Origin of the sequence: Ruegeria atlantica, from assembly GCF_013032005.1 — a bacterium.
Taxonomy (GTDB): Bacteria; Pseudomonadota; Alphaproteobacteria; order Rhodobacterales; family Rhodobacteraceae; genus Ruegeria; species Ruegeria atlantica_A.
Genome location: NZ_WQBE01000007.1, coordinates 82452 through 106230, shown reverse-complemented (window position 1 = coordinate 106230; position 23779 = coordinate 82452). Strand labels below are relative to the sequence as shown.

Below are 23779 nucleotides of genomic sequence, written 5' to 3'. Positions count from 1 at the left end.
CTGCTGCACTAACGTCCCCTCTGAACCCAGTGAATCCTGATCAACAGGTGCGAGGTATTTCATGGATTATCACAGCCCCGCCAGCTTTGCCGAAGCTTCGGCACTGGCCGCAAATGCGACGGGCATCACACGGTTTCTGGCAGGCGGCACCGATGTTCTGGTGCAACTGCGATCAGAACTTGTGACGCCCGATACGCTGATCGACATAAAGAAGATCGACGGCGTGCGCGATATCAACAGCAACGCCGACGGCAGTTGGACGCTGGGCGTCGCTGCCACTGGAGCCGATATGAGCGAACATCTGGAACTGGGTCGCGACTGGCCCGGTGTGGTCGAGGCGATGGATCTGATCGGCTCGACCCAGGTTCAGGGGCGCGCGACGCTGACCGGCAACCTGTGCAACGGCTCTCCGGCAGCGGATTCGGTGCCTGCCATGGTTGCGGCGGGTGTCACGGTCACGGTGACCGGCCCGGATGGCGACCGTGAGGTAGCGGTCGAAGACATCCCAACCGGACCCGGTAGAACGTCGCTGGCCAAGGGCGAGTTGATCTCGGCCGTCCACATCCCCGCACGAGGCGACAATGGCGGCGACGCATACCTGCGCTTTATCCCGCGAACTGAGATGGACATTGCCGTGGTTGGCGTTGGCGTCAGCCTGCGTCTGGACGGGGATACCGTCACCGAGGCGCGCGTATCATTGGGCGCTGTCGCGCCGACCGTGCTGCTGGTTGAGGACTGTGCCAAGGCCATCATCGGCAGCGCGCTGGACGACGTTTCATTGGACGCACTGGCCGCTGCGGCATCCGCCGCCTGCAACCCGATTGACGACAAACGCGGCACTATCGAATTCCGTACCGAGGTCGCCGGCGTTCTGGCCAAGCGCGCCGCGAAAATCGCCTATGCCCGCGCCAAGGGAGAGGAAGCATGAGCAAGTTCCACGTATCCACCACCGTGAATGGTGACGCGGTCGATTACCTTTGCGATCCGCGCGAAACCCTGCTGGATTGTCTGCGCGACAAGCTGAACCTGACTGGTGCGAAAGAGGGCTGCGGCACCGGCGATTGCGGCGCATGCTCGGTCACGGTTGATGGCCGTTTGGTCTGTTCCTGCCTGATGTTAGGGGTCGAGGCCGATGGCAAGCAGATCGAAACCGTCGAAGGCATCGCGGAGGGTGACGTTCTGCATCCGCTGCAGAAAAAGTTCATCGAGCATGCCGCCCTGCAATGCGGTATCTGCACGCCGGGCATTTTGGTCGCGGCCAAATCGCTGCTGGAGAAGAACCCCAACCCGACCGAGGAAGAGGCCCGGTACTGGCTGGCAGGCAACCTGTGCCGCTGCACTGGGTATGACAAGATAATTCGCGCCGTGATGGAAACGGCCGAAGAACTGCGGGAGGCTTCATAATGGCACTCGACGATCGTAAAACGCAATTCACCTTCGTCGGCACGCGCCCGGATCGGCCCGATGGTTTGGACAAGGTCACTGGTCGCGCCAAGTTCGGGGCGGATGTTTCTGCGCCAGGCATGCTGCACGGCGCGATCCTGCGTTCGCCCCACGCCCACGCACGGATTGTGAAGATCGACACCTCGCAGGCCGAAGCGCACAAGGATGTCAAAGCCGTCGTTACCCGCGCGGATTTTGCCGAAGTGCCGTTCAAACCCGGCCTTGAGGGTGAATTCTGGAATGTTCTGGAAAATGTCATGGCGGGTGAAAAGGCGCTCTATGACGGGCACGCAGTCGCGGCTGTGGCGGCGACCTCGGCCTTGGCGGCGCGCGATGCGCTCAAGCTGATCGAGGTTGAATACGAGGTGCTGCCGCACGTCACCGACGTAGACAAAGCGATGGAGCCGGATGCGCCGGTCTTACGCGAAGGTGCTGCGGATTATTCCGTACCCGAGGGGATGCACCCAAACGTCGTGCGGTACCACGAAAGCGGGCACGGCGATGTAGAAGCTGGCTTTGCCGAAGCTGACTTGATTATCGAAGACAGCTTTGTCACCGAGGCAACCCATCAGGGGTACATCGAGCCGCATGCCTGTTTGGGCATGTTGGGCAACGACGGTAAGGGTGAGCTGTGGTGTACCACTCAAGGCCACTGGATCGCACAAAAGACCTGTGCCGCGCTATTGGGTATCGAAACCTCGCAACTGCGCGTGACTGCGTCCGAGATTGGTGGTGGTTTTGGCGGTAAAACCACAGTCTTCATCGAACCTGTCGCGCTGGCACTGAGCCGCAAGGCGAACCGCCCGGTTAAGCTGGTGATGACCCGGTCCGAGGTGTTCCGGGCCACTGGCCCGACATCCTCGGCGTCGATGGATATCAAGATCGGGATGAAGAAGGATGGCACCATCTCGGCAGCCCAAGGCGTGTTCCGCCTGCAGGGCGGGGCGTTTCCGGGCGCCCCGGGTGACATGACCGCCATGTGTGCCTTTGCACCCTATAACCTGACCAATGTCAGCCAGATTGGGTATGACGTGATGGCCAACCGCCCGAAACAGGCCGCTTACCGCGCGCCGGGTGCACCGATGGGGGCTTTTGCGGTTGAATCCGTTATTGACGAGCTGTGTAAGAAGCTGGGCCTCGATCCGATCGAAGTTCGTCTAAAAAACGCCGCCCATGAAGGCACCAAAGCCAGCTATGGCCCGACGTATGAGCGGATCGGTTTGGTGGAAACGCTTGAGGCCGCGAAGGCCCACCCGCATTACTCAGCCCCGCTGAAGCCGGGGCAGGGTCGTGGGATTTCCTGCGGGTTCTGGTTCAACCACGGGGGTGAAACGTCGGTTTCGCTGGCGCTGTCCGAGGATGGCTCGGCACAGTTGATGGTGGGCACGCCCGATATCGGCGGCTCACGCGCGTCAATGGCGCTGATGGCGGCCGAGGTTCTGGGCATTCCGTATGAGAATATCCGTGTGACCGTCGCCGATACTGCGACGCTGGGGTATAACGACGTTTCGCATGGTTCGCGCGTGACCTATGCAAGCGGCTTGGCAACCATCAAGGCAGCAAAACACGCGGTTGAAAAGCTGTGCGAACGCGCTGCCGCCAGCTGGGGAATTCCGGCGGATGCGGTGAAATGGGAAAACGGCTGCGCTGTACCTTCGGGTCCAAACGCGGGTGATTTCGACCCGCGCCCACTGGCCGATATCACCGCCCACATGGGTCAAACCGGCGGGCCTATCTCGGGCCATTTCGAGGCCACGCCAGAAGGCGCAGGCGTATCCTTTGGCACCCATATCGTTGATGCTGAGGTCGATCCGGAAACAGGCAAGACTGCGATTACCCGCTATACGGTCATTCAGGACGCCGGTAAGGCGATCCATCCTACCTATGTGGAAGGCCAGTATCAGGGCGGTGCCGCGCAAGGCATCGGCTGGGCACTGAACGAGGAATATATCTATGGCGAGGATGGCCGCCTGCAGAACTCGATCTTCCTGGATTACCGTATCCCTGTCGCCAGCGACTTGCCGATGATCGACACGGTGATTGTCGAAGTGCCCAACCCCGGCCATCCGTTTGGCGTGCGTGGTGTGGGTGAGACGGGCATCGTGCCACCTTTGGCCGCCATCGCAAATGCGGTGTCGCATGCGGCGGGCGTTCGGATGAAGCAACTACCGATGTCACCGCCCCGCATTCTGGCGGCGCTTAAGGACAATGGTTGAGGTTCACCTCTGGTCCAGCCTCCGGTCACTGACCGGGGGCCAGCAGGTGGTGGAGGTTGAGGCCAAGACCACAGGCGAGTTGCTGCGAGAACTGGTGAAGATCCATCCGCAATTGCAGGCCCCGATTGATGCGGGGGTGTCCATCGCCATCGACGGGCGGGTCATCGCCAGCGGGTTAACCGAACCGATCCCCGAAGGCAGCGAAATCTATCTGATGCAACGGCTGAGGGGCGGTTAACCCTTAGGCGACCACGGTTCGCGCCCGACCATGCGGTCGGCTTCGGCGGTGATGTCGTTCATGTGCTGCTCAAGGCTTTGGCGCAGGGTTTCGATCTGTTCTTCGGACGCTTTGCGCGGCACGGTTTCAGTCCATTCCCGGCACAGAAAGACACCCTTATTCCGCCAGGGGCGCGGCATCAAAAGGCGATCCCATGTCCCCGCCTCGCGGCCATGTTCTGCCGAAAAGGTGATGCCGAACACCCGCTTGCCCGAGGTGCGCGCCCAGACCAGAGGCACAGTGGACAGTACCCGTTCGGGACCGCGCGGACCGTCCGCGGCGATGCCTATGGAAATGCCCTGCTTAATCTTGCCGATCACTTGGCGCGATATCGCAATATTATTTGCGTTTTTGCTGGTCATGGCGATGGTATCCATGCCGAACAGTTTCTGCACTCGGCCCACCATACTACCCGCTCTTGCGGATGAGGTGATCGAACAGATCGGCCCTTTTTCCAAAGGAAAGAAATAGGGGGATTGCGCCAGCCTTTGGTGCCACAGCACCACGATCACCGGCTCACCCTGTTCGACCAACTGGTCCAGTTCGTCGTACCCGATGCGTTGCCATGTGGTGTTGCGATTGACCATCCGGATATAGCTTGCGATGCGGCGCGCAGCCCAGTTCAGAACGGCTTCGCTGTCGGCGATCTTTTTGCGGATACTCACGGATGGGGTCCCTCGTACTGACCAAACCGTGTCTTATAGAACTCAACGCCGCACGCAACTTGTTTGTCGAATGCAATTGTCGCGCGGAATCTGAAAAAGCCTCTTGAGTCCGTCGCGCGGCTGGCATATCTGAGGCGCACCTTAGGGGTATAGCTCAGTTGGTAGAGCGACGGTCTCCAAAACCGTAGGTCGCGGGTTCGAACCCTGCTGCCCCTGCCATTCCACTCAAATCGCTGTTTCAATGAATGCGCAAGAGTCGTGCGACTTGCATATGGGTTGTTGTGAGAAGTGACAGCCTAGAGAAGTCTTACGCGCACTCTTGCACGCCGATGCTTATAAGATATTCACCGGACACATACAGAAACTCATCCGGGCCCACAAACCTTGCCTTGGACATGAACCAGTTTCTTATCGGGCGCGGGTAGTACGTGGCAAGCGAAGTGCTTTTCTGGTCGAATTCCTTTTCGGTCATCTTTGTCCGGTTTACGCGGTACGGGCCGTGAAACCCGAAAAGCGTTTCGGAGGATACACACACATCGTCTGCCCCCAACAGCATGGTGCAGCTGGAATTACAGTAGTCCCCGACAATGTGTATGCGCGCGTTGGTCCTGTTGGCGATTTCGATCTGAACCTTGCGGTCCAGAACCCGCCCGCCTGGATCATTGCCAACCTGTATTTCTTTCGATGCCAATGGCGTGCTCATAGTCAAGAGCACTGCCAACGCTGCGGTTAGACCTCTCATCTGCTCGTCTGCTCAAGGATGTTTTTTTGTTTTGTTTTTTTTGTTTATCAGGAATTCGAAGAGGTAGATACACAGCGCCGAGATACAGCGGGATGGGCGGGTAAGGAGGACACACCTTGATCCGAATATTAGAGTTTCCAGAGGCATAGTCCGCTTGAAACGGCCACGCCACAGTCTTGGGTTCAGCAAGCCAGGCCATTGCCGCGCTTTTCGTGGTGGTGACAATTGGCCAATCCCGGTTTCCTACAGCGACGGAATGACATAATGTCCGACCACCACGAACACACGTAAGAGGACCCATGTCGCGCTTTGATGGATATTTCCTGCGGCAATTGCTGATTCTGTTCGGCTTTTTCACCTTGGTTCTGGTCGGTGTGTTCTGGATCACCCGATCGGTTAGCCTGTTTGACCGAGTCATCAGCGGTGGCCAATCGGCCATGGTGTTTTTGGAATTCTCGGCGCTGACATTGCCAACGCTGATCCGCACGGTGATGCCGATGGCGGTGTTTGCCGCCGCTGTTTATGCCACCAACCGGCTGAGCCGCGAAAGCGAGATGACGGTGATGCTGGCCACCGGTTCAAGCCCATGGCGGCTGGCCCGTGCGGTATTCCTGTTTGGGTTGGTGGCCGGGCTGATGATGGCAGTCATCAGCGTCTTTTTGCGCCCCGCATCGGTCGAACAGCTTGAGCAGCGCCAGGCCGAGGTTGCAGGGGACGTCACCGCGCAATTGCTGAACGAGGGCGAATTCCTGCACCCGGCGCATGGCGTCACAGTCTATATCGGCAAGATTGATCTGGACGGCACGCTGTCCGAGGTTTTCGTATCAGATCGGCGAGATGCGCTGAACCCGGTCAGTTATTCCTCGAAGACAGCGTATCTGGTCAACAATGAATCTGGGATCCACTTGGTGATGTTGGACGGGATCGCGTTGCGTTTGGATCAGGAGGGCAGAACCTTGTCCTCGACGCTGTTCGAGGACGCCTCATATGACATTTCCGCACTGACGAATTCGAATGTCATGGCCGAGCGCAGTCTCGAAGCCATCCCCACCATTGAACTTTTGCGAGACCGCGCTGCCATCAGTACGGCCGAAGGCTTTCCCGTCGGGGAATTGGTTGACGAATTGCATCAGCGGTTTTCGTGGATTGCCATTTGTATCGCCGTGGCAATGGCCGGGTATGCCACGTTGATGTTGGGTAGCTTTTCGCGATTTGGTCTGTGGCCGCAGATTCTGGGAGCGTTTTCGATTCTGGTCGTGCTGGAAGGCGTGCGGGGCTTTGTTTCACCCGTTGTAATCGAAGAACCGAAATTGTGGATACTGTTGTATCTGCCGGCGGTCATCGGCATCGCGGTCGCCTGTCTGTTCTTGCTGGTTGCCGGGCGGCCGTTGCTGCGCAGGCGCCACAGAGATGCCTCGAGCGCGATCTCTCAGGCCTAGGCTGCGCGCAGCTCGGTCAGGCAGGTCAGGACATCGTCGCTGGTTGTGCTGTCACGGCGGGTCACCAGATGCAGCGGCAGCAGCAGGTCAATGGCCCCGGCCACAGGGGTCAGTTGACCCGCAGACAGATGATCTCGGATGACGTATTCCGGGAAATACCCGGTTCCGCCCCGCCGCAGGACATAACGCAGGGCCATCAGGCAATTGCCCAGAAACACCGTCTGCCCCGTGGCCTGCCGCACAGCCGAACGGACGTGGTCCTGATAGACCTCTCCCAGTTCCAGATTGACGAAAACTGGATCGTCCGTTTCCGGAGTTTTGACAAGCAACAGGCGTTCGGGGTTTAACTCGTGCGATTGCACGCGCGGATCGTTGGGTGTTTCGTGGGTCAATGCGGCGTCCAGAACATGGGTGGCGACCGCGTCGACCATGTTCAGATCGTGGTCATAGTTCAACGTCAGCAAAAGTTGCCCGAGGCGCTGTTCGAACTGAACGGCCAGATCGACTAGCAGCGGGTCCCAGATGCTCAGTTGCGCACCAAGACGCAGCGCGATCCGGTTCTGCGTTTGGGCTGGCAGCTCGCGCGATGCAAATGACCAAAGCGACAGCATCTGTTCGGCATATGGTCGGAACTGTTGCCCGAATTCAGTCAGGCTGGTGCCGCCTGCACCGCGGGTGAACAACGCCTTGCCGGTTTCTTCTTCGATCAGCCGGATACGGGCGCTGACGGCGGTTTGTGTCACGTTCAGTTTGCGCGCGGCGGCATGGAAGCCCCTGGTCTCGGCCACGCATAGAAAGGTCTCGATTGCTTTGAATTGCATGGCGATACTATTTTTTCATCAGATTGATAAAATCAATTCATTTTTTTGAGTAGGAGGGATGCGTTACTCTGATTCCAACAGATCAGCCAAAGGACCGCGCCATGCTGGACAAAAGCCACAAACCCACCTGGACCAGTTTCGAAGAGGCCACCAAGGCCGACTGGGACGCCGTCATGGAGTATGAAGAGGCATACAATGCCGCTTTGCCCGACCGCATTCTGGACACGATCCGGTCGCTGGACGAAGACTGGACGCCCTATCCGGTGAACCGCTATCAGCACAGCCTGCAGGCCGCGACGCGCGCTTTTGAAGACGGCGCGGACGAGGAAATCGTGGTCGCAGCACTGATCCACGACACCGGCGATATTCTGTCACCCTATAACCATGGTGAGCTGTCAGCGGCGATGATGAAGCCCTATGTCAGTGAGAAAACTTATTGGATCCTCAAACATCACTGTGTGTTTCAGGGGTACTACTACAACCATCATCTAGGCGGCGACCGCAACGCCCGCGACAAGTATCGCGACAGCCCTTATTGGGAGGACTGCCGCTATTTCTGCCATGAATACGACCAAAAGGCGTTCGACCCGGATTACCCGACCAAACCGCTGGAGTTCTTCGAACCCATGTTGCGTCGTGTCCTGAACAAGGGTGAGGGGCACATGGAGTTGAACGAGACCGCCGAGGGTTAACAGGCAGCCATCAGGCGATAGACGATCTGCGCTGCGGTAAAGTCCCAGGCGGCATTGCCATTGGGGGCCAGTTCGACCACGTCGAAGCCCACGCATTTGCGGCCTTTCAGGGTATGTTCGACCAACCGCAGCGCTTGATAGTAGCCCAGCCCGCCGGGCACCGGTGTCCCGGTGGCGGGCATGATGGCGGGATCCAGCCCGTCCACGTCAAAACTGACATAGACCAGCTCGGGGAAATCCTCGGGCAGGTCGACGGCGTGGATATTACCGGTGACCAACTCCTCGGCATCAACGTGGAAAACGTGATTTTTCAGGCGGCTTTGCACTTCTTCGGTAGAAAGGGCGCGCACGCCAAACTGGGCCAATCGGATACCTTCTTCAGCGAGCAGATGCATGACCGATGCGTGGGAGTGTTTTTCCCCCTGATAGGCATTGCGCAGGTCAGCATGGGCATCGATCTGGACAATGCCTATGGGTTGACCCAAGGCGCGAGCCACACCCATCACAGCGCCGTAACTCAGCGAATGTTCGCCCCCCAAAGTGACCGGCACCTTGCCCGCGCGGATGGCGGCCTCGGTGCGCTGGGCAAGGCGCTCCATGATCTCGGACAGGGACGCATCGCAATCTACGGGCTCTTCGGTGAAAATCCCCTCGACGCAGGGCTCGGCGTGGCCGGTGGTACGTTCCAGCTCATTGCTGGCCTCAATGATGGCCTCGGGGCCTTTGGCCGTTCCCGAACCGTAAGATACCGTGCGCTCCAGCGGTACCGGGATCACGCGGAACCTGGCATCTTCGGTGCGCTCAGTTGCGGTCAGTTCACTGTCGAGGAAAATGTTCATGAGAGTCGGTCCTTAAAGTCGTCATAGCCGAACTGCTTGATGATCTTCAACTCGTCCGTTTCGCTGTTCCACAGGGCGATGGTGGGCAGGGGTACGCCGTTGAACGTGTTGGTTTTCACCATTGAGTAATGCGCCTGATCAAGGAAGGCAAAACGCTGGCCGATCTCCAGCGGTTTGTCCCATGTGTAGTCTCCGATCACGTCACCGGCCAAACAGGACGGGCCGCCCAGACGGTAGGTGTGGCCTGCCTCGGCCTCGTCCATCAACGCGGGGCGATAAGGGGCTTCGATCACGTCAGGCATGTGACAGGTGGCCGAGATATCGGTGATGGCAAGGTTCATTCCGTTGGTGGGCAGGTCGAGGATTTCGCCGACCAGAATACCTGCATCCAGCGCGACAGCCTCGCCGGGTTCGAGGTAAACGTCGAGGCCGTATGTCTCTCGGATGTTCTTGATGAACGCCACCAGACCCTCGCGGTCATAATCGTCACGGGTGATGTGGTGACCGCCACCGAAGTTCAGCCATTTCAGCTGTGCGAGGAAAGGTTTGAGTTTTGGTTCGACGGCCTTCCACGTACGCTGCAGCGGTTCGAACCCCTGTTCGCACAGCGTGTGCATGTGCAGACCATCAACTCCGGTCAGGGTCTCGGCGGTCAGTTGGCTGACCGGCGTGCCCAGACGCGAGCAGGGCGCGCAGGGGTCGTATTTGGGCACCTCGCCCTCGGAATGCTCCGGGTTGATGCGCAGGCCCACCTGAACATTCGCGGTTTGGGCTTTGGCAAGGAACCGGCCCTTTTGTGCCGGAGAGTTGAAGATGATGTGGTCGGACAGCGACAGAATTTCATCCATGTCGGCGTCTTTGTACCCGGCGCAGAAGGTTGCGACCTCGCCGCCGTATTCCTCACGGCCTAACCGGGCCTCGTAAATGCCGCTGGCGCAGGTGCCACCGAGGTGCTGGCTCACCAGTGGGGCCAACGAATACATGGAAAACGCTTTGAGCGCCGAAAGGACATGCGCGCCGGACAGGGTGCCGATATCGGAGAGGATGGTCAGGTTTCGCTCGACCGCTTTTTCATCGACCACAAAGCAGGGGGTTGGCACACGGCTCAGGTCGAAATTTCGGAAGGCTCCGGCGTCGCCAGCCTGTGTGGTCATCATGTCGGACATGTCCGGCGTTTCCTTGTGGTGGAGAGGCCGGGGGCTCTGCCCCCGGACCCCCGGAGTATTTGGCAAAAGATGAAATGAGTGGACTTAGAACTCGACCGGGCCGTCAAGTTCGTGGACTTGCCAAGGCAGGCCATGCTCATTCAGCATGTCCATGAAGTTGTCGGGGTCAAGCTGTTCCATGTTCCACACGCCGGGCTCGGACCAGTTGCCTTTGATCACCTGCGCCGCGCCGATCATGGCGGGGACGCCGGTGGTGTAGCTGACGGCCTGGCTGCCGACCTCAGCATAGCATTCTTCGTGATCGCAGATGTTGTAGATGTAATAGGTCTTCTCACCCGAGCCGTCCTTGGCCTGACCGGTAGCGATGTCGCCGATGCAGGCCTTGCCTTTGGTTTCGGCACCCAGATCGCCGGGATCGGGCAGCAGAGTTTTCAGGAATTGGATCGGGATGATTTCCTTGCCGTCATGCATGACCGGATCGATGCGTGTCATGCCGACGTTCTGCAGTACGGTCGCGTGTTTGATATAGGCGTCGCCAAACGTCATCCAGAATCGGGCGCGCTCGATCTCGGGGAAATGGGTCGAGAGCGATTCCAGTTCCTCATGGTACATCTGGTACATGTTTTTCCGCCCGATGGCAGGAAAGTCGTATTCAACCTTGTTGGTCAGCGCCGGGCTATGGTGCCATTCGCCGTTTTCCCAATGGCGGACTTCGGCCAGCACTTCACGCAGGTTGATCTCGGGGTTGAAGTTGGTGGCGAACTCCTGATCGTTCGAGCCGCCATTGGCATCCAGAACGTCGATCTGGCGGATGGTATCCAGCTTGTGTTTCTTAAGCCATTTGGCAAAGACGCTGGTCACGCCCGGATCGAAGCCCGATCCAAGAATGGCGGTTAGCCCAGCCTCTTTGAACCGCTCCTGATAGGCCCATTGCCAGTGGTATTCGAACTTGGCCTCATCCTCGGGCTCATAGTTCGCTGTGTCGAGGTAGTGGATCCCGGCCTCAAGGCAGGCGTCCATCAGCACCAGATCCTGATAGGGCAGGGCGAGGTTCACCAGAATCTCGGCCCCTGTTTCCTTGATCAGTTTTACCGTGTCTTCAACCTTGTAGGCATCCAGTTCCGCCGTGGCGATATCAACGCCCACACGCTCTTTCACCGCTTTGGCGATGGCGTCGCATTTCGATTTGGTCCGGCTGGCCAGAGTGATTTCGGTGAAGATATCCGAATTCATCGCCATCTTATGCACGGCAGCGTGGGATACGCCGCCCGCGCCGACAACCAGTGTTTTGCCACTCAAAGTTCCCATGGGGGTAATCTCCTCTCTGGGGTTATTCGTAATAGGTGTAGCCGTTGATCGAGTCGCGATAGGCGCTCATCAGGGTTTTGCGGTCCTTGGCCATCAGAGTACCGGTCGAGATCGCCTCGTCCACCATTTTGCGGAAGGCGGCGACGCAATCATTGGGGTCGAACTCGACATAGGACAGGACCTGGCTGATGGTGTCGCCCTCTTGTTCGTGCAGCAGGTCAAAGCCACCGTCAGCGCGCAGGTCGATGGTCACGACATTGGTGTCCCCGAACAGGTTGTGCAGATCGCCCAGTGTTTCCTGATAAGCACCGACAAAGAACACGCCCATCAGGTATTCCTGGTCCTCGGGCAGGGAATGTACCGGCAAGCTGGGTGAGACACCGTCGGCCAGAATAAACCGGTCGATCTTGCCATCACTGTCGCAGGTGATGTCGGATAGGACCGCGCGGCGGTCGGGTGTCTGGTTCAGCCCCTGCAGCGGGACGATCGGGTGCAGCTGGTCAATGGCCCAGACATCGGGCAGCGACTGGAATAGCGAGAAGTTGCAGTGGTAGATATCGGCCACTTTTTCCAGTTGGTCGTCCACATCCGTTTCCAAATCATCGCTTGCTGCCAGCGCCTTGAGGCGGGCCATCAGCGATAAATAGATGCGTTCGGCGCGGGCCATCTGGCGCAGGTCGACATAGCCGCGGCGGAACAACGCGCGCAGCTCGTTGCGGTAAAAATTTGCGTCGTTCCAGCATTCTTGCAAACGCTCGGTACTGAGGTACCCGTTGATCGCGGCAAGGTCTGAGACCAGATGGTGATCGTCCGCTTCGACCTCGGGGCCGTTCGGTGCGTCATACAAGGTGCTTTCCAGAACATTGAACACCAGCATCGACGACGTCGCCACCACGGCGCGCCCGCTCTCGGTCACCAGCGTTGGATGTTCGACCTCGGCCTCGTCCATCGCGTAGGCCACGGTTTCAACCACGTTGGCGCAGTATTCTTCGACCGTGTAGTTGATCGAGTTCTCGGCAGCCTTTTTCTCACCGGTATAATCCACGCCCATGCCGCCACCGAGGTCCAGATGGGTCAACGGCACGCCCTCGCGCGTCAGTTCAGTGTAGTACCGGCAGGCCTCGCCAACGGCGCGGCGCACGTCGTTGACGTCCTGCACCTGAGAGCCCAGGTGTGAATGTTGCAGCTTCAAACAATGCAGCAAACCTGCCGCTTTCAGCTTGTCCACCGTGGCGACCAGTTGGTCAGTGTTCATGCCAAAGGCAGACCGGTCGCCCGAGCTTTCTTCCCACTTGCCGCTGATCTGATTGGTCAGTTTGACCCGCACACCAATCAGGGGTTCGATGCCCAGTTCGTTATAGACCTCGATCACCGTGTCCGCCTCTTTCGGGCTTTCCAGAACGATGACCGTGTTGAAGCCAATCTTACGACTGAGGATGGCCAGTTGGATGAACTCGGCATCCTTGACGCCATTGCAGACAATCAGCGCCTCGCGGGCCAGACGGTGCGCCAGTGCGACAACCAGTTCGGGCTTGGAGCCAGCCTCGAGCCCATAGTTATACTTTTTACCGAACTCGACGATCCGGTCGACCACCTGGGCCTGCTGGTTCACCTTGATCGGGAATACGCCGCGATAGCTGCCTTTGTAGCCGACACGTGCAATCGCATCGCGAAAGCTTTCGTTGATATGCGCGATCTCGTTTTCCAGATACGAACTGATGCGCAGCAACATCGGTGCCTTGATACCGCGTTCGTCCAGATCATGCAGGATACCTGGCAGGCTGATTGCCGCCGCCTCGGGCACCAGGGGATTGCGCAGACCGATCTCGCCTTGCTCCGTCACCTCAATGAGGCCTTTGCCCCATTTCTCTACCCCGTAGATGGAATGCGGTGCGTCGGGCGTCTGTTTCAATCAGGTCAGTCCTTGCGGTTAAAGTGCCGGTTTAGCGCCCGCCAATACGGCAGCATTTTGATTCTTCCAAGTGTAATCTATGTGGGGGGATTTGCCGAGTTTATGCAGGCTTGCGAATTGGGATCAGGTGATTGTCCCAATGACAGTCCGGACGGGCTGAAATGCGGGGGGTGGATGTCAGCTCTCCAACTATCCCGGTGCCGGTGGTGAAAACGAACCCTTTGGGGCCGGAGCCAAGGCCACAGACGTCTTCCAACGGGAAATCCCCGTTCAGTTGGCCATTCGCGACGTCGAACCGGTGCAAGGCGTTGCCGCGTGGGCAGGTGATGGCAACCGTAGTTTCATCCCCGGCAAAGGCGACACTGCCCGCGTAGCCTTGCAACGTGCTTTGCGCGGCATCAGGCGCTGAAAGCAAACGCGGTGCTTCGCCCCGACGATGTAGGCCCAGCAGAGGGGGGTGATGCACCTTGTCCCCCTGCCACTGCATCGCAAATGCCACCAAACCGTCGTGCCGTACAGCCAAATGGCGGATCGAATTCTTATGCAGCGCGCGTGGCAGTTCCATCTGTTCCAAAACCGTGCCGGACAAATCCAGATAGGTCAGCTGCGGCTGCATGGTTGGCAGGTTCAGCTTGGTGCGCCCTGTCTCGGGGTGGGTTTCGATGCCACCATTGGCGATGACCAGCGTCTGACCATCGGGCATCAATCGCATGTCATGCGGACCAATCCCGCTCGAGGGGAACTCGCCTATGCGGGTGTAGCTGTCTGTGTTCCAGACGCCGATCACGCCGTCTCCGGAATCATAGTCGTTTTCAGTTGTGAACAGACGAGTGCCGTCGGGGGAAAAGACGCCATGGCCATAGAAATGGCGACCGTGTGGGGCGTTAAGTCGGGTGACTTCGGTGCCTGTGGCGCAATCGATGACCACCGCAAAGGTGCCGGGACGACGGGCAAAAGCCACGGCCTGTGCGCGGTGCGGATGGGCTGCCGCCGCGTGGCCGCGCGCAGGTAGAGGTATGGAAAACAGGATGTTTCCACCCGTATCCAGCCCGGCTAGTCGATAGCTGCCATCCGGGAACAGGGCAGCGGCGAGATAGTCGGGCGAACCAACTGCGGCCCAGCTTTGTATCGGCGAAAGGCTGGTCGCGGCCAGACCGGCCAGAAAATGACGACGGCTGGGCAACAGGTCAGTCCCCGTCCAGAGAATTGAACCCGGCGCTGATGCCTAGCGTCGGACCCAGCTCGGCCGAGGCAATCGCACGGATATCGTTGATGGCTTGCTGCAACGCCTCGACCCTAAGGCGGCCCTGCGGAGTGGCGACCCCGGCCAGCACCGGGTCGTCCAGCGATTGCGCGCGGATGATGGCCTTGTCAAAGGCGCTGTCCAGATCGGCGGCAATCTTGGGGTGGTCCGCTGACAGGCGCGCGGCCAGATCGCGCAGGGCGGTCAGCGACAGTTCCACATGACGAAGCGCGCGTTCCGAACGGCGTGCCTCGGCCCGGTTGGGGCGCGGGCGGTCGAAGGTGCCCATCGGACGACCAAGGCGGGTGTCGCCAGTGAATTCAAGTCCGGTCACCAACGCCTTGTAAAGCTCTTGCATGGCCTCATCGTCGGACCGATAGGGGCTGTCGTCGCCCGGTTGGGTTAGGGCAGTTGAATAGCCGCCCCAATCTGCGTTTATCGCGCGGGCATTGCTGACGATATCGGTGGTGATGGCCTGTATCAACGCGCAGCGATATGTGGCGCTGCCCTGATCGGCAAAATTGGGCTCATAAAGCATCTGCTCTAACGCAAAAAAGCCACGTCCGGCGACGGATGTCTCGGCAAAACCTTCGGGGCTTTCCACAGCCGCATCCTCGGTCGCGATCAGGCTGGACAGGGCTTTGGGGGTGAACCCTTTGGTGTCGGGCCAGAAGGCCAGCGCAAAGGCGCGGTCGTTCACCTCGGACGGGCCAAAGCGCAGATGGCTGACCGAGATCCAGTCGTCAAAGGCCGCGTGATAGGCGCCCCGCAATTCGGGCGAGGTTTGGGTGCAATCGGTTTGTGCTGTTTGGGCCAACACCCCGGTCGTTTCAGCCAGTGAGGCAAAGCCTGGAAGGATGTGCCCTTCGACCGCATCCGACAAGATCGGCTCACGGTCCTGCGCCAGCGCAGTTAGGGGCAGCGTCAATGCGACAGCAGCAACAAGGATACGCATGTGTCAGAGGCTTTCCAGAAAATGGATCAGGGCATCGCGGTCGGGTTTGGGCATGGCCACGACCGTATCGCGGGCTGCCTGTGCCTCACCCCCATGCCAGAGGATGGCTTCCAGCAAGGATTGCGCGCGACCATCATGCAGGAACTGGGTGTGGCCCGAAACCTGTTCAGTCAGCCCAACGCCCCAAAGCGGTGGCGTGCGCCATTCGCGCCCTGTGGCGCGACCCTCGGGGCGGTTATCAGCCAGCTCTTCGCCCATATCGTGCAGCAACAAGTCGGAGTAAGGCCAGATCAGCTGAAAACTCTGTTCGGGCCGGTCTGACATGCGATGGGTGACAAAGGCAGGCGTGTGGCAGGACGCGCAGCCAGTGTCGTAAAACACCTGCTTACCGTGCAGCACCTGAGGGTCGTCCATGTCCCGCCGGGCGGGAACGCCCAGGTTGCGGCTGTAAAAGGCAACAAGGTCCATTCCGATCTGGTCGATCTCGAACTCGCGCACGTCACCGTCCCCGTGCGGGGCGGTCGCACAACCAATCTGAGCATCGGTGCAATCGCCGTGGCTGGCGGGGTAAAGTGGGCTTGATATGCCGATATCACCGGCAAAGGCCGCCGCCGATTGTTCCATGATCGTGGGCATCCCGGCCTTGTGCCCGAACCGACCCATCATCGGGGCGCCATATTCCATCGCCCAGACGATATTGGGACGCCCGGAAATCCCATCCCCATCGGCATCGTCGGGATCAGCGTTGGCCAGCAGATCCGCGACCGGTATCGCTTCGAGCAATCCAAGGCCGATCATTTGCGGCGCCACACGTGGACTGAGCATCGCCTCTGGATGCAGCGGCCCGTATCCAAGGTCAGCCGCCGCGTAGGTCGGTTTGCGTAAAGTGACGGTTTCGCCATCTGACAAAGTGACCTTGACGTCTTCGTAAGTGATATCCAGGCGATATTCAGCCGGATAACCGGGCAGGGCCAAATCCTGCATCTGGCCCCCGTAATTTGGTTCGGGCTGGGTGGCGATGTAATCCTCGATCTCGTCATACCCACCGCCACCGGGGATCGAGACCCGCAGGAACATCGAAATTGCATTGTCATCCGGACCGTTGGGCGTGTGCCCGCGCCCGTCCTTGATATGGCAGCGCTGGCACGACCGGGCGTTGTACAGCGGCCCCAGCCCATCCGAGGCCAGAGTTGAGGCCGGAGAAGACACCCAGATTTTCTTGAACAGTCCGTTTCCAACCTTAAAGTCCAGCTCTTGCTCAAAGCTCAGGTTGCCCGAGGGCTGCGAAAATGCGTCAGCATCGGCACGGGCGCGAACGGTGGCGGCACCGGCGGGCAAGTCCTCGAACCTTTGGGGCGTGCTGAAATCGGTGGGCGCAGCGGTGACACGGGCGATGCGCGCACGCTCATCCTCGGTTCTGGGTTCGAAATTCAGGTGATAGTCCCGCAGCTCGGCGGCTGGGGTTTGGGTGGCCGCAAGGGCGACCACCGACAGGATGAAAAGGCTACTCGCCCTCGTCCATTTTCGATGCGTTGAGTTGCGCATAATTGGCGTCGCCAATCCTTTCGTACAGGTCGAGCTGCGTTTCCAAAAAGTCGATATGACTTTCTTCATCGCGGATCAATTCTTCGAACAGCGACATAGAGGCATAGTCTTGTGCTTCTCTACAGTAATCCCGCGCTTCTACGTACAACGCGCGCGCGTCCTGCTCGGCTGCCAGGTCGCATTCCAGTGTTTCCTTGGGGTTCTGACCAATTCTCAGCGGGTCCAGTTTCTGCAGGTTGGGATGGCCTTCCAGAAAGATGATCCGTTCGATTAGCTTGTCGGCATGCCCCATCTCTTCGATGGATTCTTCACGGCTTTTCTTGGCCATGTGGCCAAGGCCCCAATCTTCCTGCAGGCGGTAATGGAGCCAGTACTGGCTGACGGCTGTCAGCTCATGCCGCAGAGATTTGTTGAGGTATTCTATTACCTTGGGGTTGCCCTTCATCTGCTTTCTCCTGAGTTGCTCTGGTGCGTAGGGCACGGAGCTGCATGGGGACTTCCAGATTATCGTTCGATCGCATTGTGTCCAGAAAAAGCGGCATGCAGCCGCCACAATCCGCCGATTTTCCAAGGGCGTGGTAGACCTTGCCGGGGGTGATGATCGTGTGTGCATCTGCTGTCCGCATCCAATCGATCGCGGCGCGGATATCATGGTCAGTTATATTTGTGCAGTGACATACGATCATAGCGAATCTGTGCTCGATAGATTTCTTACTTAATTAGTAAGTTATTTGTTTCGGGTCCAGCTGCAAGTCACAATTTTGCGTGACAGGAAAGCCGGGGGCGTGAATTTGCGCACGCCCCAGATCCGGGGTTTGCTTAGTGGAAAACCGCGTCAGGGTTATCTAGGCTGTCGGAGCCTTCGAACTCGATCTGATCCAGTTCCAGAGCGGTCACGATACGCTCGATCGTTTTGGTCTGATCGACCAGACCGTTGACGCCGCCCATGATCAGTTGCTCGCCGCCCTCATTGCCGCGTTCCAGCATCTGGTCATAGGCGAAACCGGCCTCGGCGGTCGACTTCAGACGGCCCAGGGCCTGCATGGTATTGGCCAGCTTGACCTTCATCTCGGCGTCCAGCGACGGATCGGACGAGATCACCAAGTCCGACAGCGAAGCGCCCGAAACCGGGGTGCCGTCGATGCGGGTATAGCTGCCCAGATACACGTTCTGAATGCCCAAGCCGTCGTAGTAGTGGCTGTTGTGGGTGTTGTCCGAGAAGCAATCATGTTCTTCCTCGGGGTCGTTCAGCATCAAGCCAAGGCGCATACGTTCACCTGCTTGCTCGCCATAGGACAGCGAGCCCATGCCGGTTAGGATCGCGCTGACGCCAGCGGTTTCATTCGCGTTCAGTGCAGCACGCGCCTCACCACCTTCGGCCCATTGTGCGGCCATCCATTCCAGATCGTTGACCAGCAGGGCGGTCGCGGCGCTCAGATATTGGGCGCGGCGATCACAATTGCCGCCGGTGCATGCGTCACCTTGAACATAATCGGTATGCGGGCGATTGCCCGCGCCCGCGCCGTGACCGTTCAGGTCCTGACCCCACAGCAGAAATTCGATGGCGTGGTAGCCGGTGGCGACGTTTGCCTCGATCCCGTCAGCCTCGTGCAGGGTTTCGCCCAGCAGTTCGGGGGTGATTTCGCTGGCGTCGATGGCGTCGCCCGACAACTCAAAGCTTGGATTGGCAATCACGTTCAGCGCGGCAAACTCGTTTTCATCAGTGGGTCCGCCATAGGAGGCATCGACATAATCGATCAGGCCTTCGTCCAGCGGCCAGGCGTTCACTTTGCCTTCCCAGTCATCAACGATGGCGTTTCCAAAGCGGTAGACCTCGGTCTGTTGATAGGGCACGCGCGCGGCGACCCAGGCGGCGCGGGCCGCGTTCAGGGTGGCATCGGATGGGTCGGCGATCAGGGCGTCTACGGCCTCTTGCAGCGCTTTGGCAGCGATCAGGCTATCGTCATATTTGGCTTCGGCGATGTTTGCGTAGGTATTCAGAACTTCGGCTTTCGAGGGTGCGTTAGCTGCAAAAGCTGCGGAGGCAGCACCAATTGTAAGGATGCTGGTGGCGGTGAAAAATCGGGTCATGGGGGTGACACTTTCCAGTCAGAAAAAGGTTTTCATACGCCGGTTATGTGGCGCGTATGATGTATTAACTGAGTTAATTAGTCACCTATGTCAACCTGAGTTTTATAGTCGGATAATATTGGTCACCCCGATACTCCCCAATACTGGTGGGGCGCGATGCGTGGGGCCAAGATTGCACGGGATTTGAAACATATTAGAATAATCCGGGTGATTCTTTGTTTAGTGGTGCCTGTTTATGAAAAGCGCAGCTTTCGCCCTGATCCTGATCTCTGCGGTTTTTGTGTCGCAGGCTCATACCGCTGTCGCGCAGGATCATGCCGCGGGTGATCTGGACATTGTGGTTTCCGGGGCCGAGTTCACCTTGTCACTGGCAGTCCCCGCCGCCGGCATTCTTGGCACCGAGAAGCCTGCACAAAACGATGAAGGGCGGGACTCTATTGCCGTCGCCATTTCCGACCTGTCCAAGCCTCTGGAGTTGTTTGTTGTGCCCGAAGAGGCCGAGTGTTTTGCCGCGATGGCCAATGTCACACTTTCGGCCATAGGTTTGGGGCAAGACACAGACACCACACGGACGGATGGTGATGACACAAACGAATTTCAAGCTGAATACCTGATAAGATGCAAGAATATCGACGTAATTGAGGCTATCCACTTTGCATATTTCGAACGTTTCCCGACGGCCGAAAAGCTGGCCGTGCGGGTTGATCAAGCTGGTAAAAGCCGCACGCAAAACGTCACGCGCGACGCACCTGATCTGACGTTCAAGTAAGGTGGGTTACGTCAAAACGCCCTGACTTGACCTAATCTTCGAACCGCAGGGACAGCTCCTTTTGTGTCGCGACGCTTTGACAGCACAGGATCAACCCCTTCTCGACGTCACGATCCTCCAGAGCCATCCGATTGCGCATATGAACGGCGCCGTCCTCAAGCTGGGCAACGCAGGCACCACACACACCGGATTGGCAGCTGAACGGTGGGTTCAGACCGGCTGCAATCGCCGCGTCAAGGAGGGTTTGCCCAGCAGCAACAGGCACCTCCGAGACCTTGCCGTCAAGCCTGATCCGGGCGGTTGCGGCCATGCCGGGTTCGCTCAGGTCGTCTTGGGCGTCTCCGCCGAAGCTTTCCATGTGGATGCGATCGTCTGGCACATCCAGATTCCGCAGCGCCGCCCGGATATCCGTATTCATACTGCCGGGGCCGCAGATCCAATAGTGAGTGTCTTGCGCCACCGGAGGCGTTTCAGTGATTGCCGCCTGAATGACATCTGCGTCCAACCGCCCTGTGCGCCACGGTGAAAACCAGCTGAGCATGGAGGGGTGCGACAGGACATGGCGTAGGGTGAACTGGTTCGGATGTTGTTCCAGCAACTGCTCAAGCTCATCCTGGAAAATGATGCTGTTCGCATTGGCATTGCCAAAGACCAGATGGGCCGAAGAATGGGGTTCATCGGTCAGAACGGAATTGATCATCGCGTAAAGCGGCGTGATACCGCTGCCGGCTCCAAAGAAATAGTGGGTGCGGCGTTTCAGGGCCCCGGTCTGTAATGTGAAATGCCCGAATGGGGGCATAACTTCGACCGTGTCACCGGGCGACAGGGTGTCGCCTATGTGGTTGGAAACGATCCCATCCTTTACGCGCTTGACCGTGATGCGTAGCGCAGATCCCGGCGGGTTGGAGATGGTATAGCTGCGCCTTTGCTCCGCACCGGCAATCTGAAACCTGAGCGTCAGATGTTGCCCGGCCGTCCATTGAAACAGATCGGTCAGATCGGGCGGGACGTCGAAAGTTACACTGGTGGCCGCGCCGCCGATCTCTCGGCGAGTGTCGGACACGGTCAGGGTATGAAAGTCACGTTGCATAACAAGGTCCCGTCATCGGTAATCATAGGTCGTGGTCAAGGACTGGATCACCGTCCCGCCAAGATAAGGCGCAAAGACAAAGTTGTCTGTCTGACGCATTCTGCCGCTGTATCCCTGCCAATCATAATCGACATCGGTCACGGCGGTGACGTGCGACACGCCATCCTCGGTGTGCGATGAAATCACGGGCGCTGATCGGGCTGTTTCTGAGTAACCTTCCAACGCCTTCGCGATCTCGGGGTCTTCCGCGTCGGTGTCATCCCCGACACGGTACGAGAACACGTCGTCCGGCTGCCCCATCCCGTATTTGAGGATGATCTGATGCGTGGCATCGGGGTGCCAATCGCTCCAGGTGGCAAGCAGGCTTTGTTCATCCTGCGCTTGTAGGATACGCGCGGCAATGTCTTCCGGTGCGTCAGCTTGCGCCGTCAGCACCAGAGCCGATGCAAGCGCAACTCCGATCAGGGTGGCTTGGATTGGTTTCATGATCAATCTCCAGGGCATTCAGCTGTCTTGCATGAAATCCAGCACCACTTTCTGGTGCTGCGTGATCGGGCTTTCGCCAATCCCAGCGGGGCCGATTTCCAGATACGGACTTTTCAGCGATTTCTGTTGCTGTTCGCAGGCATAGATATCTTCGGTCGTGAAATCGCCCGATGCCATCGGATCATCTGCGCCTGCTGCATCGTCGCCTTGATATTTTGGGCCGCCAAAATCCCTCCAAAAGCCCGCGCTTTTCCACTGTTGCTTCTGGAACTCCCAGTTCGAAGCGTTGGCAACCTTTGTGCGGTTCTCGATCCGTGTCAGATCGGGGGCCAACGGTGTGATGATGAACAGATTCCAGCTTTCTTCGCTGGCCCCGATACCAATGCCGGGAAACAGCATAGGAACCCACGCACCGGTATGAGGTTCAGCGATCACACGCGGCATCGGAAGTTTGGCTTCGTGGTCCTTCGCGTAGGCCTCGGACGGGGGTTCCCAAAAGTGGTAATGCGGCCCCTTCCATCCGTATTCCGCCTTGGCATGGTCATACATATGCAGCGTATTCGAATGCAGATGGCTCAAGTGGTAGACGTCGATGTAATTCTCGACAACGATCTTCCAGTTGGCCTTGATTTCATAGCTGTTGCGCCCGTCGGTATACTCGACCAGTTCCTCGGGCTTGTGCGGGCCCAACAGGGGATCGACCTCTCCGAACCATTCGGCAAGGGTGGGGGCGTCAGGGTCCGGATGCACGAACAGCATCCCGCGCCAGACATCCACGCTGGCCGGTTTGAGGCCAAGGCAGGATTTGTCGACGCCGCCGGGAAATTCAGAGGCCTCATCCGGGACCGAGATCAAGTTGCCCTCAAGATCATAGGTCCAGTCGTGATAAGGGCAGGTCAGCGCTTTTTGTGTCTTGCCGACCGCGCGGATCAACTGGGTACCCCGATGCCGGCAGATGTTGTGAAAGGCGCGCAGCCGGTGATCGCGCCCCATGACGATGAACAGATTGTTCAGCCCGGCCTGAACCGACAGGTAATGGCCCGGTCCTTCGATATCTTCGACCAGCCCGGCAAAACGCCAAGTGCGCGAGAAGATCTGGCGCTGTTCGCGGTCGAACCAGTCCTGCGAGGTGTAAGCTTCAACCGGTAGATGGTGATACATTTTGGTCATCAGAGTACCTCAGGCAAGAAGATGGGCATATTGGGGAAACAGGCTGGCGGCGATCATCATCAGACCCAGCACAGCCCAGAGGCCGACGATGGCCCAGTACAGAACCGGGTCATCGTCGCGGTTGATTTCGAACACCAGAAAGGCTTGTCTGTTCATGATGGTTGGGACGATCCACCAGACAAAGAGCAGCCCCCAAACCCAGTAGAGACCAAACACAGTGGCTACCAGCAGGATGGGCAGGGCAATGTAGTTCACCGTTCGCGTCGGGGTCATACTTTAGCCTCCAGTGTCGATGCCAGCAGAGAGGCGGCCAGTTTCAATTCGGCGCGCCATGCTTCGGGCGGGTCCAGCGGGGACAGGGCGTCCATACTGACAAAGATTGCCGAAATGCCCTGTGTTGCTGCGCGTAAGGTTGCGTCTGGTGCCATTGGGGCCGCGCGCCGCAGGATTGCTTCGACCACGTCGAAGAAATCCGTGAGGCTGTCCATCAGACCTTGGCGCAGATCGGGGCGATCGGGCACTGTGGTGACCAGTGCCTGATAGGCCAGCATCAGCCGTGGATCGGTTCCGCTATCTTCGGAAAACAAGGTGTCCACCAGATCCGAAGGTGTCGCCGTGTCTGGCAAAGCCTGACGCAAACCGTCCAATGACGCGGTAAATCCGGCAATCACGTATTCGGCCAGTGCGGTTATCATTTCGTCCTTGTTTCCAAGGTAATGGCGTAAGAGCGGTCGCTTGACGCCGGCTTCATCGGCGATCCGCGCCTGGGTCGCGCCTTCCAGCCCGAACCGCGCCACGCAGGTTAGATAGGCGTCGAGTATTTCGTGCGATCTTTGGTCTTTTAGCGAAGGTCTGGGCATCAGGATCTCGTTTATTGTCACGAATGACAAATAAGCGAGAAATATACTTT

General features: G+C 58.6%; 25 protein-coding genes and 1 tRNA gene. 8 read left to right on the top strand and 18 right to left on the bottom strand.

Annotated features, from left to right (window positions below; genetic code table 11):
- Positions 1 to 61: 61 nt before the first annotated feature.
- From GOX21_RS14230 to GOX21_RS14215, 4 genes are read left to right on the top strand one after another with little or no spacing between them, the layout of a single operon-like run.
- Positions 62 to 928 (top strand): FAD binding domain-containing protein, encoded by an 867-nt coding sequence (locus tag GOX21_RS14230; RefSeq protein WP_170378041.1) that lies wholly within the window; start codon positions 62 to 64, stop codon positions 926 to 928.
- The gene (locus GOX21_RS14225) at positions 925 to 1404 is read left to right on the top strand and encodes a (2Fe-2S)-binding protein (RefSeq protein WP_170350859.1); all 480 of its coding nucleotides are present in this window, start codon (positions 925 to 927) and stop codon (positions 1402 to 1404) included. The genes GOX21_RS14230 and GOX21_RS14225 overlap by 4 nt, the downstream gene beginning before the upstream one ends.
- Positions 1404 to 3659: a xanthine dehydrogenase family protein molybdopterin-binding subunit gene (locus GOX21_RS14220; RefSeq protein WP_170350860.1), complete on the top strand. Its 2256-nt coding sequence runs from the start codon at positions 1404 to 1406 to the stop codon at positions 3657 to 3659. The genes GOX21_RS14225 and GOX21_RS14220 overlap by 1 nt, the downstream gene beginning before the upstream one ends.
- Positions 3652 to 3897, top strand: coding sequence for a MoaD/ThiS family protein (locus tag GOX21_RS14215; RefSeq protein ID WP_170350861.1), 246 nt, complete (start codon positions 3652 to 3654; stop codon positions 3895 to 3897). The genes GOX21_RS14220 and GOX21_RS14215 overlap by 8 nt, the downstream gene beginning before the upstream one ends.
- On the opposite strand, the gene GOX21_RS14210 is transcribed toward GOX21_RS14215, so the two are convergent.
- On the bottom strand, positions 3894 to 4601 hold the full coding sequence (locus tag GOX21_RS14210; RefSeq protein WP_170362068.1) for a lysophospholipid acyltransferase family protein: 708 nt from the start codon (positions 4599 to 4601) through the stop codon (positions 3894 to 3896). The genes GOX21_RS14215 and GOX21_RS14210 overlap by 4 nt on opposite strands.
- Before the next feature lie 143 nt (positions 4602 to 4744).
- Here GOX21_RS14210 and GOX21_RS14205 point away from each other — a divergent pair.
- Positions 4745 to 4820, top strand: a tRNA-Trp gene (locus tag GOX21_RS14205).
- Between the two features lie 88 nt (positions 4821 to 4908).
- On the opposite strand, the gene GOX21_RS14200 is transcribed toward GOX21_RS14205, so the two are convergent.
- Entirely contained in the window at positions 4909 to 5343 is a 435-nt protein-coding gene (locus GOX21_RS14200) for a hypothetical protein (RefSeq protein ID WP_170378039.1), read from the bottom strand.
- A gap of 299 nt (positions 5344 to 5642) precedes the next feature.
- Here GOX21_RS14200 and lptF point away from each other — a divergent pair, with 299 nt between their 5' ends.
- On the top strand, positions 5643 to 6782 hold the full coding sequence (gene lptF / locus GOX21_RS14195; protein ID WP_170378037.1) for an LPS export ABC transporter permease LptF: 1140 nt from the start codon (positions 5643 to 5645) through the stop codon (positions 6780 to 6782).
- On the opposite strand, the gene GOX21_RS14190 is transcribed toward lptF, so the two are convergent.
- On the bottom strand, positions 6779 to 7603 hold the full coding sequence (locus GOX21_RS14190) for a LysR family transcriptional regulator (protein WP_170378035.1): 825 nt from the start codon (positions 7601 to 7603) through the stop codon (positions 6779 to 6781). The two genes, lptF and GOX21_RS14190, sit on opposite strands and share 4 nt — an antisense overlap.
- A gap of 101 nt (positions 7604 to 7704) precedes the next feature.
- On the opposite strand from GOX21_RS14190, the gene GOX21_RS14185 reads away from it, so the two are divergent.
- Positions 7705 to 8295: an HD domain-containing protein gene (locus GOX21_RS14185; protein ID WP_170378033.1), complete on the top strand. Its 591-nt coding sequence runs from the start codon at positions 7705 to 7707 to the stop codon at positions 8293 to 8295.
- On the opposite strand, the gene speB is transcribed toward GOX21_RS14185, so the two are convergent.
- The 10 genes from speB to GOX21_RS14135 all read right to left on the bottom strand — a co-directional run bounded on the left by speB (position 8292) and on the right by GOX21_RS14135 (position 19354).
- On the bottom strand, positions 8292 to 9134 hold the full coding sequence (gene speB / locus GOX21_RS14180; protein WP_170378031.1) for an agmatinase: 843 nt from the start codon (positions 9132 to 9134) through the stop codon (positions 8292 to 8294). The two genes, GOX21_RS14185 and speB, sit on opposite strands and share 4 nt — an antisense overlap.
- Complete coding sequence (nspC, locus tag GOX21_RS14175) at positions 9131 to 10300, bottom strand: carboxynorspermidine decarboxylase (protein ID WP_170378029.1); 1170 nt, start codon at positions 10298 to 10300, stop codon at positions 9131 to 9133. The genes speB and nspC overlap by 4 nt, the downstream gene beginning before the upstream one ends.
- 84 nt (positions 10301 to 10384) lie before the next feature.
- A complete protein-coding gene (locus GOX21_RS14170; RefSeq protein WP_170378027.1) occupies positions 10385 to 11608 on the bottom strand; it encodes a saccharopine dehydrogenase family protein in 1224 nt (407 codons plus the stop codon).
- 22 nt (positions 11609 to 11630) lie between these two features.
- Complete coding sequence (speA, locus tag GOX21_RS14165; protein ID WP_170362076.1) at positions 11631 to 13520, bottom strand: biosynthetic arginine decarboxylase; 1890 nt, start codon at positions 13518 to 13520, stop codon at positions 11631 to 11633.
- 100 nt (positions 13521 to 13620) lie between these two features.
- Positions 13621 to 14703, bottom strand: a complete 1083-nt coding sequence (locus GOX21_RS14160; RefSeq protein WP_170378026.1) for a DUF1513 domain-containing protein — start codon at positions 14701 to 14703, stop codon at positions 13621 to 13623.
- Positions 14704 to 14707: 4 nt separating this feature from the next.
- Entirely contained in the window at positions 14708 to 15718 is a 1011-nt protein-coding gene (locus GOX21_RS14155; protein WP_170362078.1) for an imelysin family protein, read from the bottom strand.
- A gap of 3 nt (positions 15719 to 15721) precedes the next feature.
- Positions 15722 to 17263, bottom strand: a complete 1542-nt coding sequence (locus GOX21_RS14150) for a di-heme oxidoreductase family protein (protein WP_170378024.1) — start codon at positions 17261 to 17263, stop codon at positions 15722 to 15724.
- Positions 17223 to 17708 carry a bacterioferritin gene (bfr, locus tag GOX21_RS14145; RefSeq protein ID WP_170350874.1) on the bottom strand — a complete coding sequence of 162 codons (486 nt, stop codon included), beginning with the start codon at positions 17706 to 17708 and terminating at the stop codon, positions 17223 to 17225. Before bfr ends, GOX21_RS14150 begins: the two co-directional genes overlap by 41 nt.
- Complete coding sequence (locus tag GOX21_RS14140) at positions 17656 to 17949, bottom strand: (2Fe-2S)-binding protein (RefSeq protein ID WP_170350875.1); 294 nt, start codon at positions 17947 to 17949, stop codon at positions 17656 to 17658. Before GOX21_RS14140 ends, bfr begins: the two co-directional genes overlap by 53 nt.
- Positions 17950 to 18082: 133 nt before the next feature.
- On the bottom strand, positions 18083 to 19354 hold the full coding sequence (locus tag GOX21_RS14135) for an imelysin family protein (protein ID WP_170378022.1): 1272 nt from the start codon (positions 19352 to 19354) through the stop codon (positions 18083 to 18085).
- Between the two features lie 235 nt (positions 19355 to 19589).
- Between GOX21_RS14135 and GOX21_RS14130 the strand changes: the two genes are divergently transcribed.
- Positions 19590 to 20123: a ZrgA family zinc uptake protein gene (locus tag GOX21_RS14130; protein ID WP_170378020.1), complete on the top strand. Its 534-nt coding sequence runs from the start codon at positions 19590 to 19592 to the stop codon at positions 20121 to 20123.
- A gap of 31 nt (positions 20124 to 20154) precedes the next feature.
- On the opposite strand, the gene GOX21_RS14125 is transcribed toward GOX21_RS14130, so the two are convergent.
- Genes GOX21_RS14125 through GOX21_RS14105 form a run of 5 tightly spaced genes read right to left on the bottom strand, consistent with a single transcriptional unit; the run spans position 20155 to position 23729 of the window.
- Entirely contained in the window at positions 20155 to 21213 is a 1059-nt protein-coding gene (locus GOX21_RS14125) for a ferredoxin--NADP reductase (protein WP_170350878.1), read from the bottom strand.
- Positions 21214 to 21225: 12 nt separating this feature from the next.
- Complete coding sequence (locus tag GOX21_RS14120) at positions 21226 to 21699, bottom strand: hypothetical protein (protein ID WP_170350879.1); 474 nt, start codon at positions 21697 to 21699, stop codon at positions 21226 to 21228.
- Between the two features lie 18 nt (positions 21700 to 21717).
- Positions 21718 to 22869, bottom strand: coding sequence for an aromatic ring-hydroxylating oxygenase subunit alpha (locus tag GOX21_RS14115; protein WP_170378018.1), 1152 nt, complete (start codon positions 22867 to 22869; stop codon positions 21718 to 21720).
- Between the two features lie 9 nt (positions 22870 to 22878).
- Positions 22879 to 23142 carry a hypothetical protein gene (locus tag GOX21_RS14110; protein WP_170378016.1) on the bottom strand — a complete coding sequence of 88 codons (264 nt, stop codon included), beginning with the start codon at positions 23140 to 23142 and terminating at the stop codon, positions 22879 to 22881.
- Positions 23139 to 23729 carry a TetR/AcrR family transcriptional regulator gene (locus GOX21_RS14105; RefSeq protein ID WP_170378014.1) on the bottom strand — a complete coding sequence of 197 codons (591 nt, stop codon included), beginning with the start codon at positions 23727 to 23729 and terminating at the stop codon, positions 23139 to 23141. The genes GOX21_RS14110 and GOX21_RS14105 overlap by 4 nt, the downstream gene beginning before the upstream one ends.
- Between the last annotated feature and the right edge of the window lie 50 nt (positions 23730 to 23779).

Excerpts from the sequence above, each read along its gene's own strand:
- GOX21_RS14230 (WP_170378041.1), top strand. The coding sequence starts at position 62 with ATGGATTATCACAGCCCCGCCAGCTTTGCCGAAGCTTCGGCACTGGCC.
- GOX21_RS14225 (WP_170350859.1), top strand. The coding sequence starts at position 925 with ATGAGCAAGTTCCACGTATCCACCACCGTGAATGGTGACGCGGTCGAT.
- GOX21_RS14220 (WP_170350860.1), top strand. The coding sequence starts at position 1,404 with ATGGCACTCGACGATCGTAAAACGCAATTCACCTTCGTCGGCACGCGC.
- GOX21_RS14215 (WP_170350861.1), top strand. The coding sequence starts at position 3,652 with ATGGTTGAGGTTCACCTCTGGTCCAGCCTCCGGTCACTGACCGGGGGC.
- GOX21_RS14200 (WP_170378039.1), bottom strand. The coding sequence starts at position 5,343 with ATGAGAGGTCTAACCGCAGCGTTGGCAGTGCTCTTGACTATGAGCACG.
- lptF (WP_170378037.1), top strand. The coding sequence starts at position 5,643 with ATGTCGCGCTTTGATGGATATTTCCTGCGGCAATTGCTGATTCTGTTC.
- GOX21_RS14190 (WP_170378035.1), bottom strand. The coding sequence starts at position 7,603 with ATGCAATTCAAAGCAATCGAGACCTTTCTATGCGTGGCCGAGACCAGG.
- GOX21_RS14185 (WP_170378033.1), top strand. The coding sequence starts at position 7,705 with ATGCTGGACAAAAGCCACAAACCCACCTGGACCAGTTTCGAAGAGGCC.
- speB (WP_170378031.1), bottom strand. The coding sequence starts at position 9,134 with ATGAACATTTTCCTCGACAGTGAACTGACCGCAACTGAGCGCACCGAA.
- nspC (WP_170378029.1), bottom strand. The coding sequence starts at position 10,300 with ATGTCCGACATGATGACCACACAGGCTGGCGACGCCGGAGCCTTCCGA.
- GOX21_RS14170 (WP_170378027.1), bottom strand. The coding sequence starts at position 11,608 with ATGGGAACTTTGAGTGGCAAAACACTGGTTGTCGGCGCGGGCGGCGTA.
- GOX21_RS14155 (WP_170362078.1), bottom strand. The coding sequence starts at position 15,718 with ATGCGTATCCTTGTTGCTGCTGTCGCATTGACGCTGCCCCTAACTGCG.
- GOX21_RS14150 (WP_170378024.1), bottom strand. The coding sequence starts at position 17,263 with ATGCGCAACTCAACGCATCGAAAATGGACGAGGGCGAGTAGCCTTTTC.
- bfr (WP_170350874.1), bottom strand. The coding sequence starts at position 17,708 with ATGAAGGGCAACCCCAAGGTAATAGAATACCTCAACAAATCTCTGCGG.
- GOX21_RS14140 (WP_170350875.1), bottom strand. The coding sequence starts at position 17,949 with ATGATCGTATGTCACTGCACAAATATAACTGACCATGATATCCGCGCC.
- GOX21_RS14135 (WP_170378022.1), bottom strand. The coding sequence starts at position 19,354 with ATGACCCGATTTTTCACCGCCACCAGCATCCTTACAATTGGTGCTGCC.
- GOX21_RS14130 (WP_170378020.1), top strand. The coding sequence starts at position 19,590 with ATGAAAAGCGCAGCTTTCGCCCTGATCCTGATCTCTGCGGTTTTTGTG.
- GOX21_RS14125 (WP_170350878.1), bottom strand. The coding sequence starts at position 21,213 with ATGCAACGTGACTTTCATACCCTGACCGTGTCCGACACTCGCCGAGAG.
- GOX21_RS14120 (WP_170350879.1), bottom strand. The coding sequence starts at position 21,699 with ATGAAACCAATCCAAGCCACCCTGATCGGAGTTGCGCTTGCATCGGCT.
- GOX21_RS14115 (WP_170378018.1), bottom strand. The coding sequence starts at position 22,869 with ATGACCAAAATGTATCACCATCTACCGGTTGAAGCTTACACCTCGCAG.
- GOX21_RS14110 (WP_170378016.1), bottom strand. The coding sequence starts at position 23,142 with ATGACCCCGACGCGAACGGTGAACTACATTGCCCTGCCCATCCTGCTG.
- GOX21_RS14105 (WP_170378014.1), bottom strand. The coding sequence starts at position 23,729 with ATGCCCAGACCTTCGCTAAAAGACCAAAGATCGCACGAAATACTCGAC.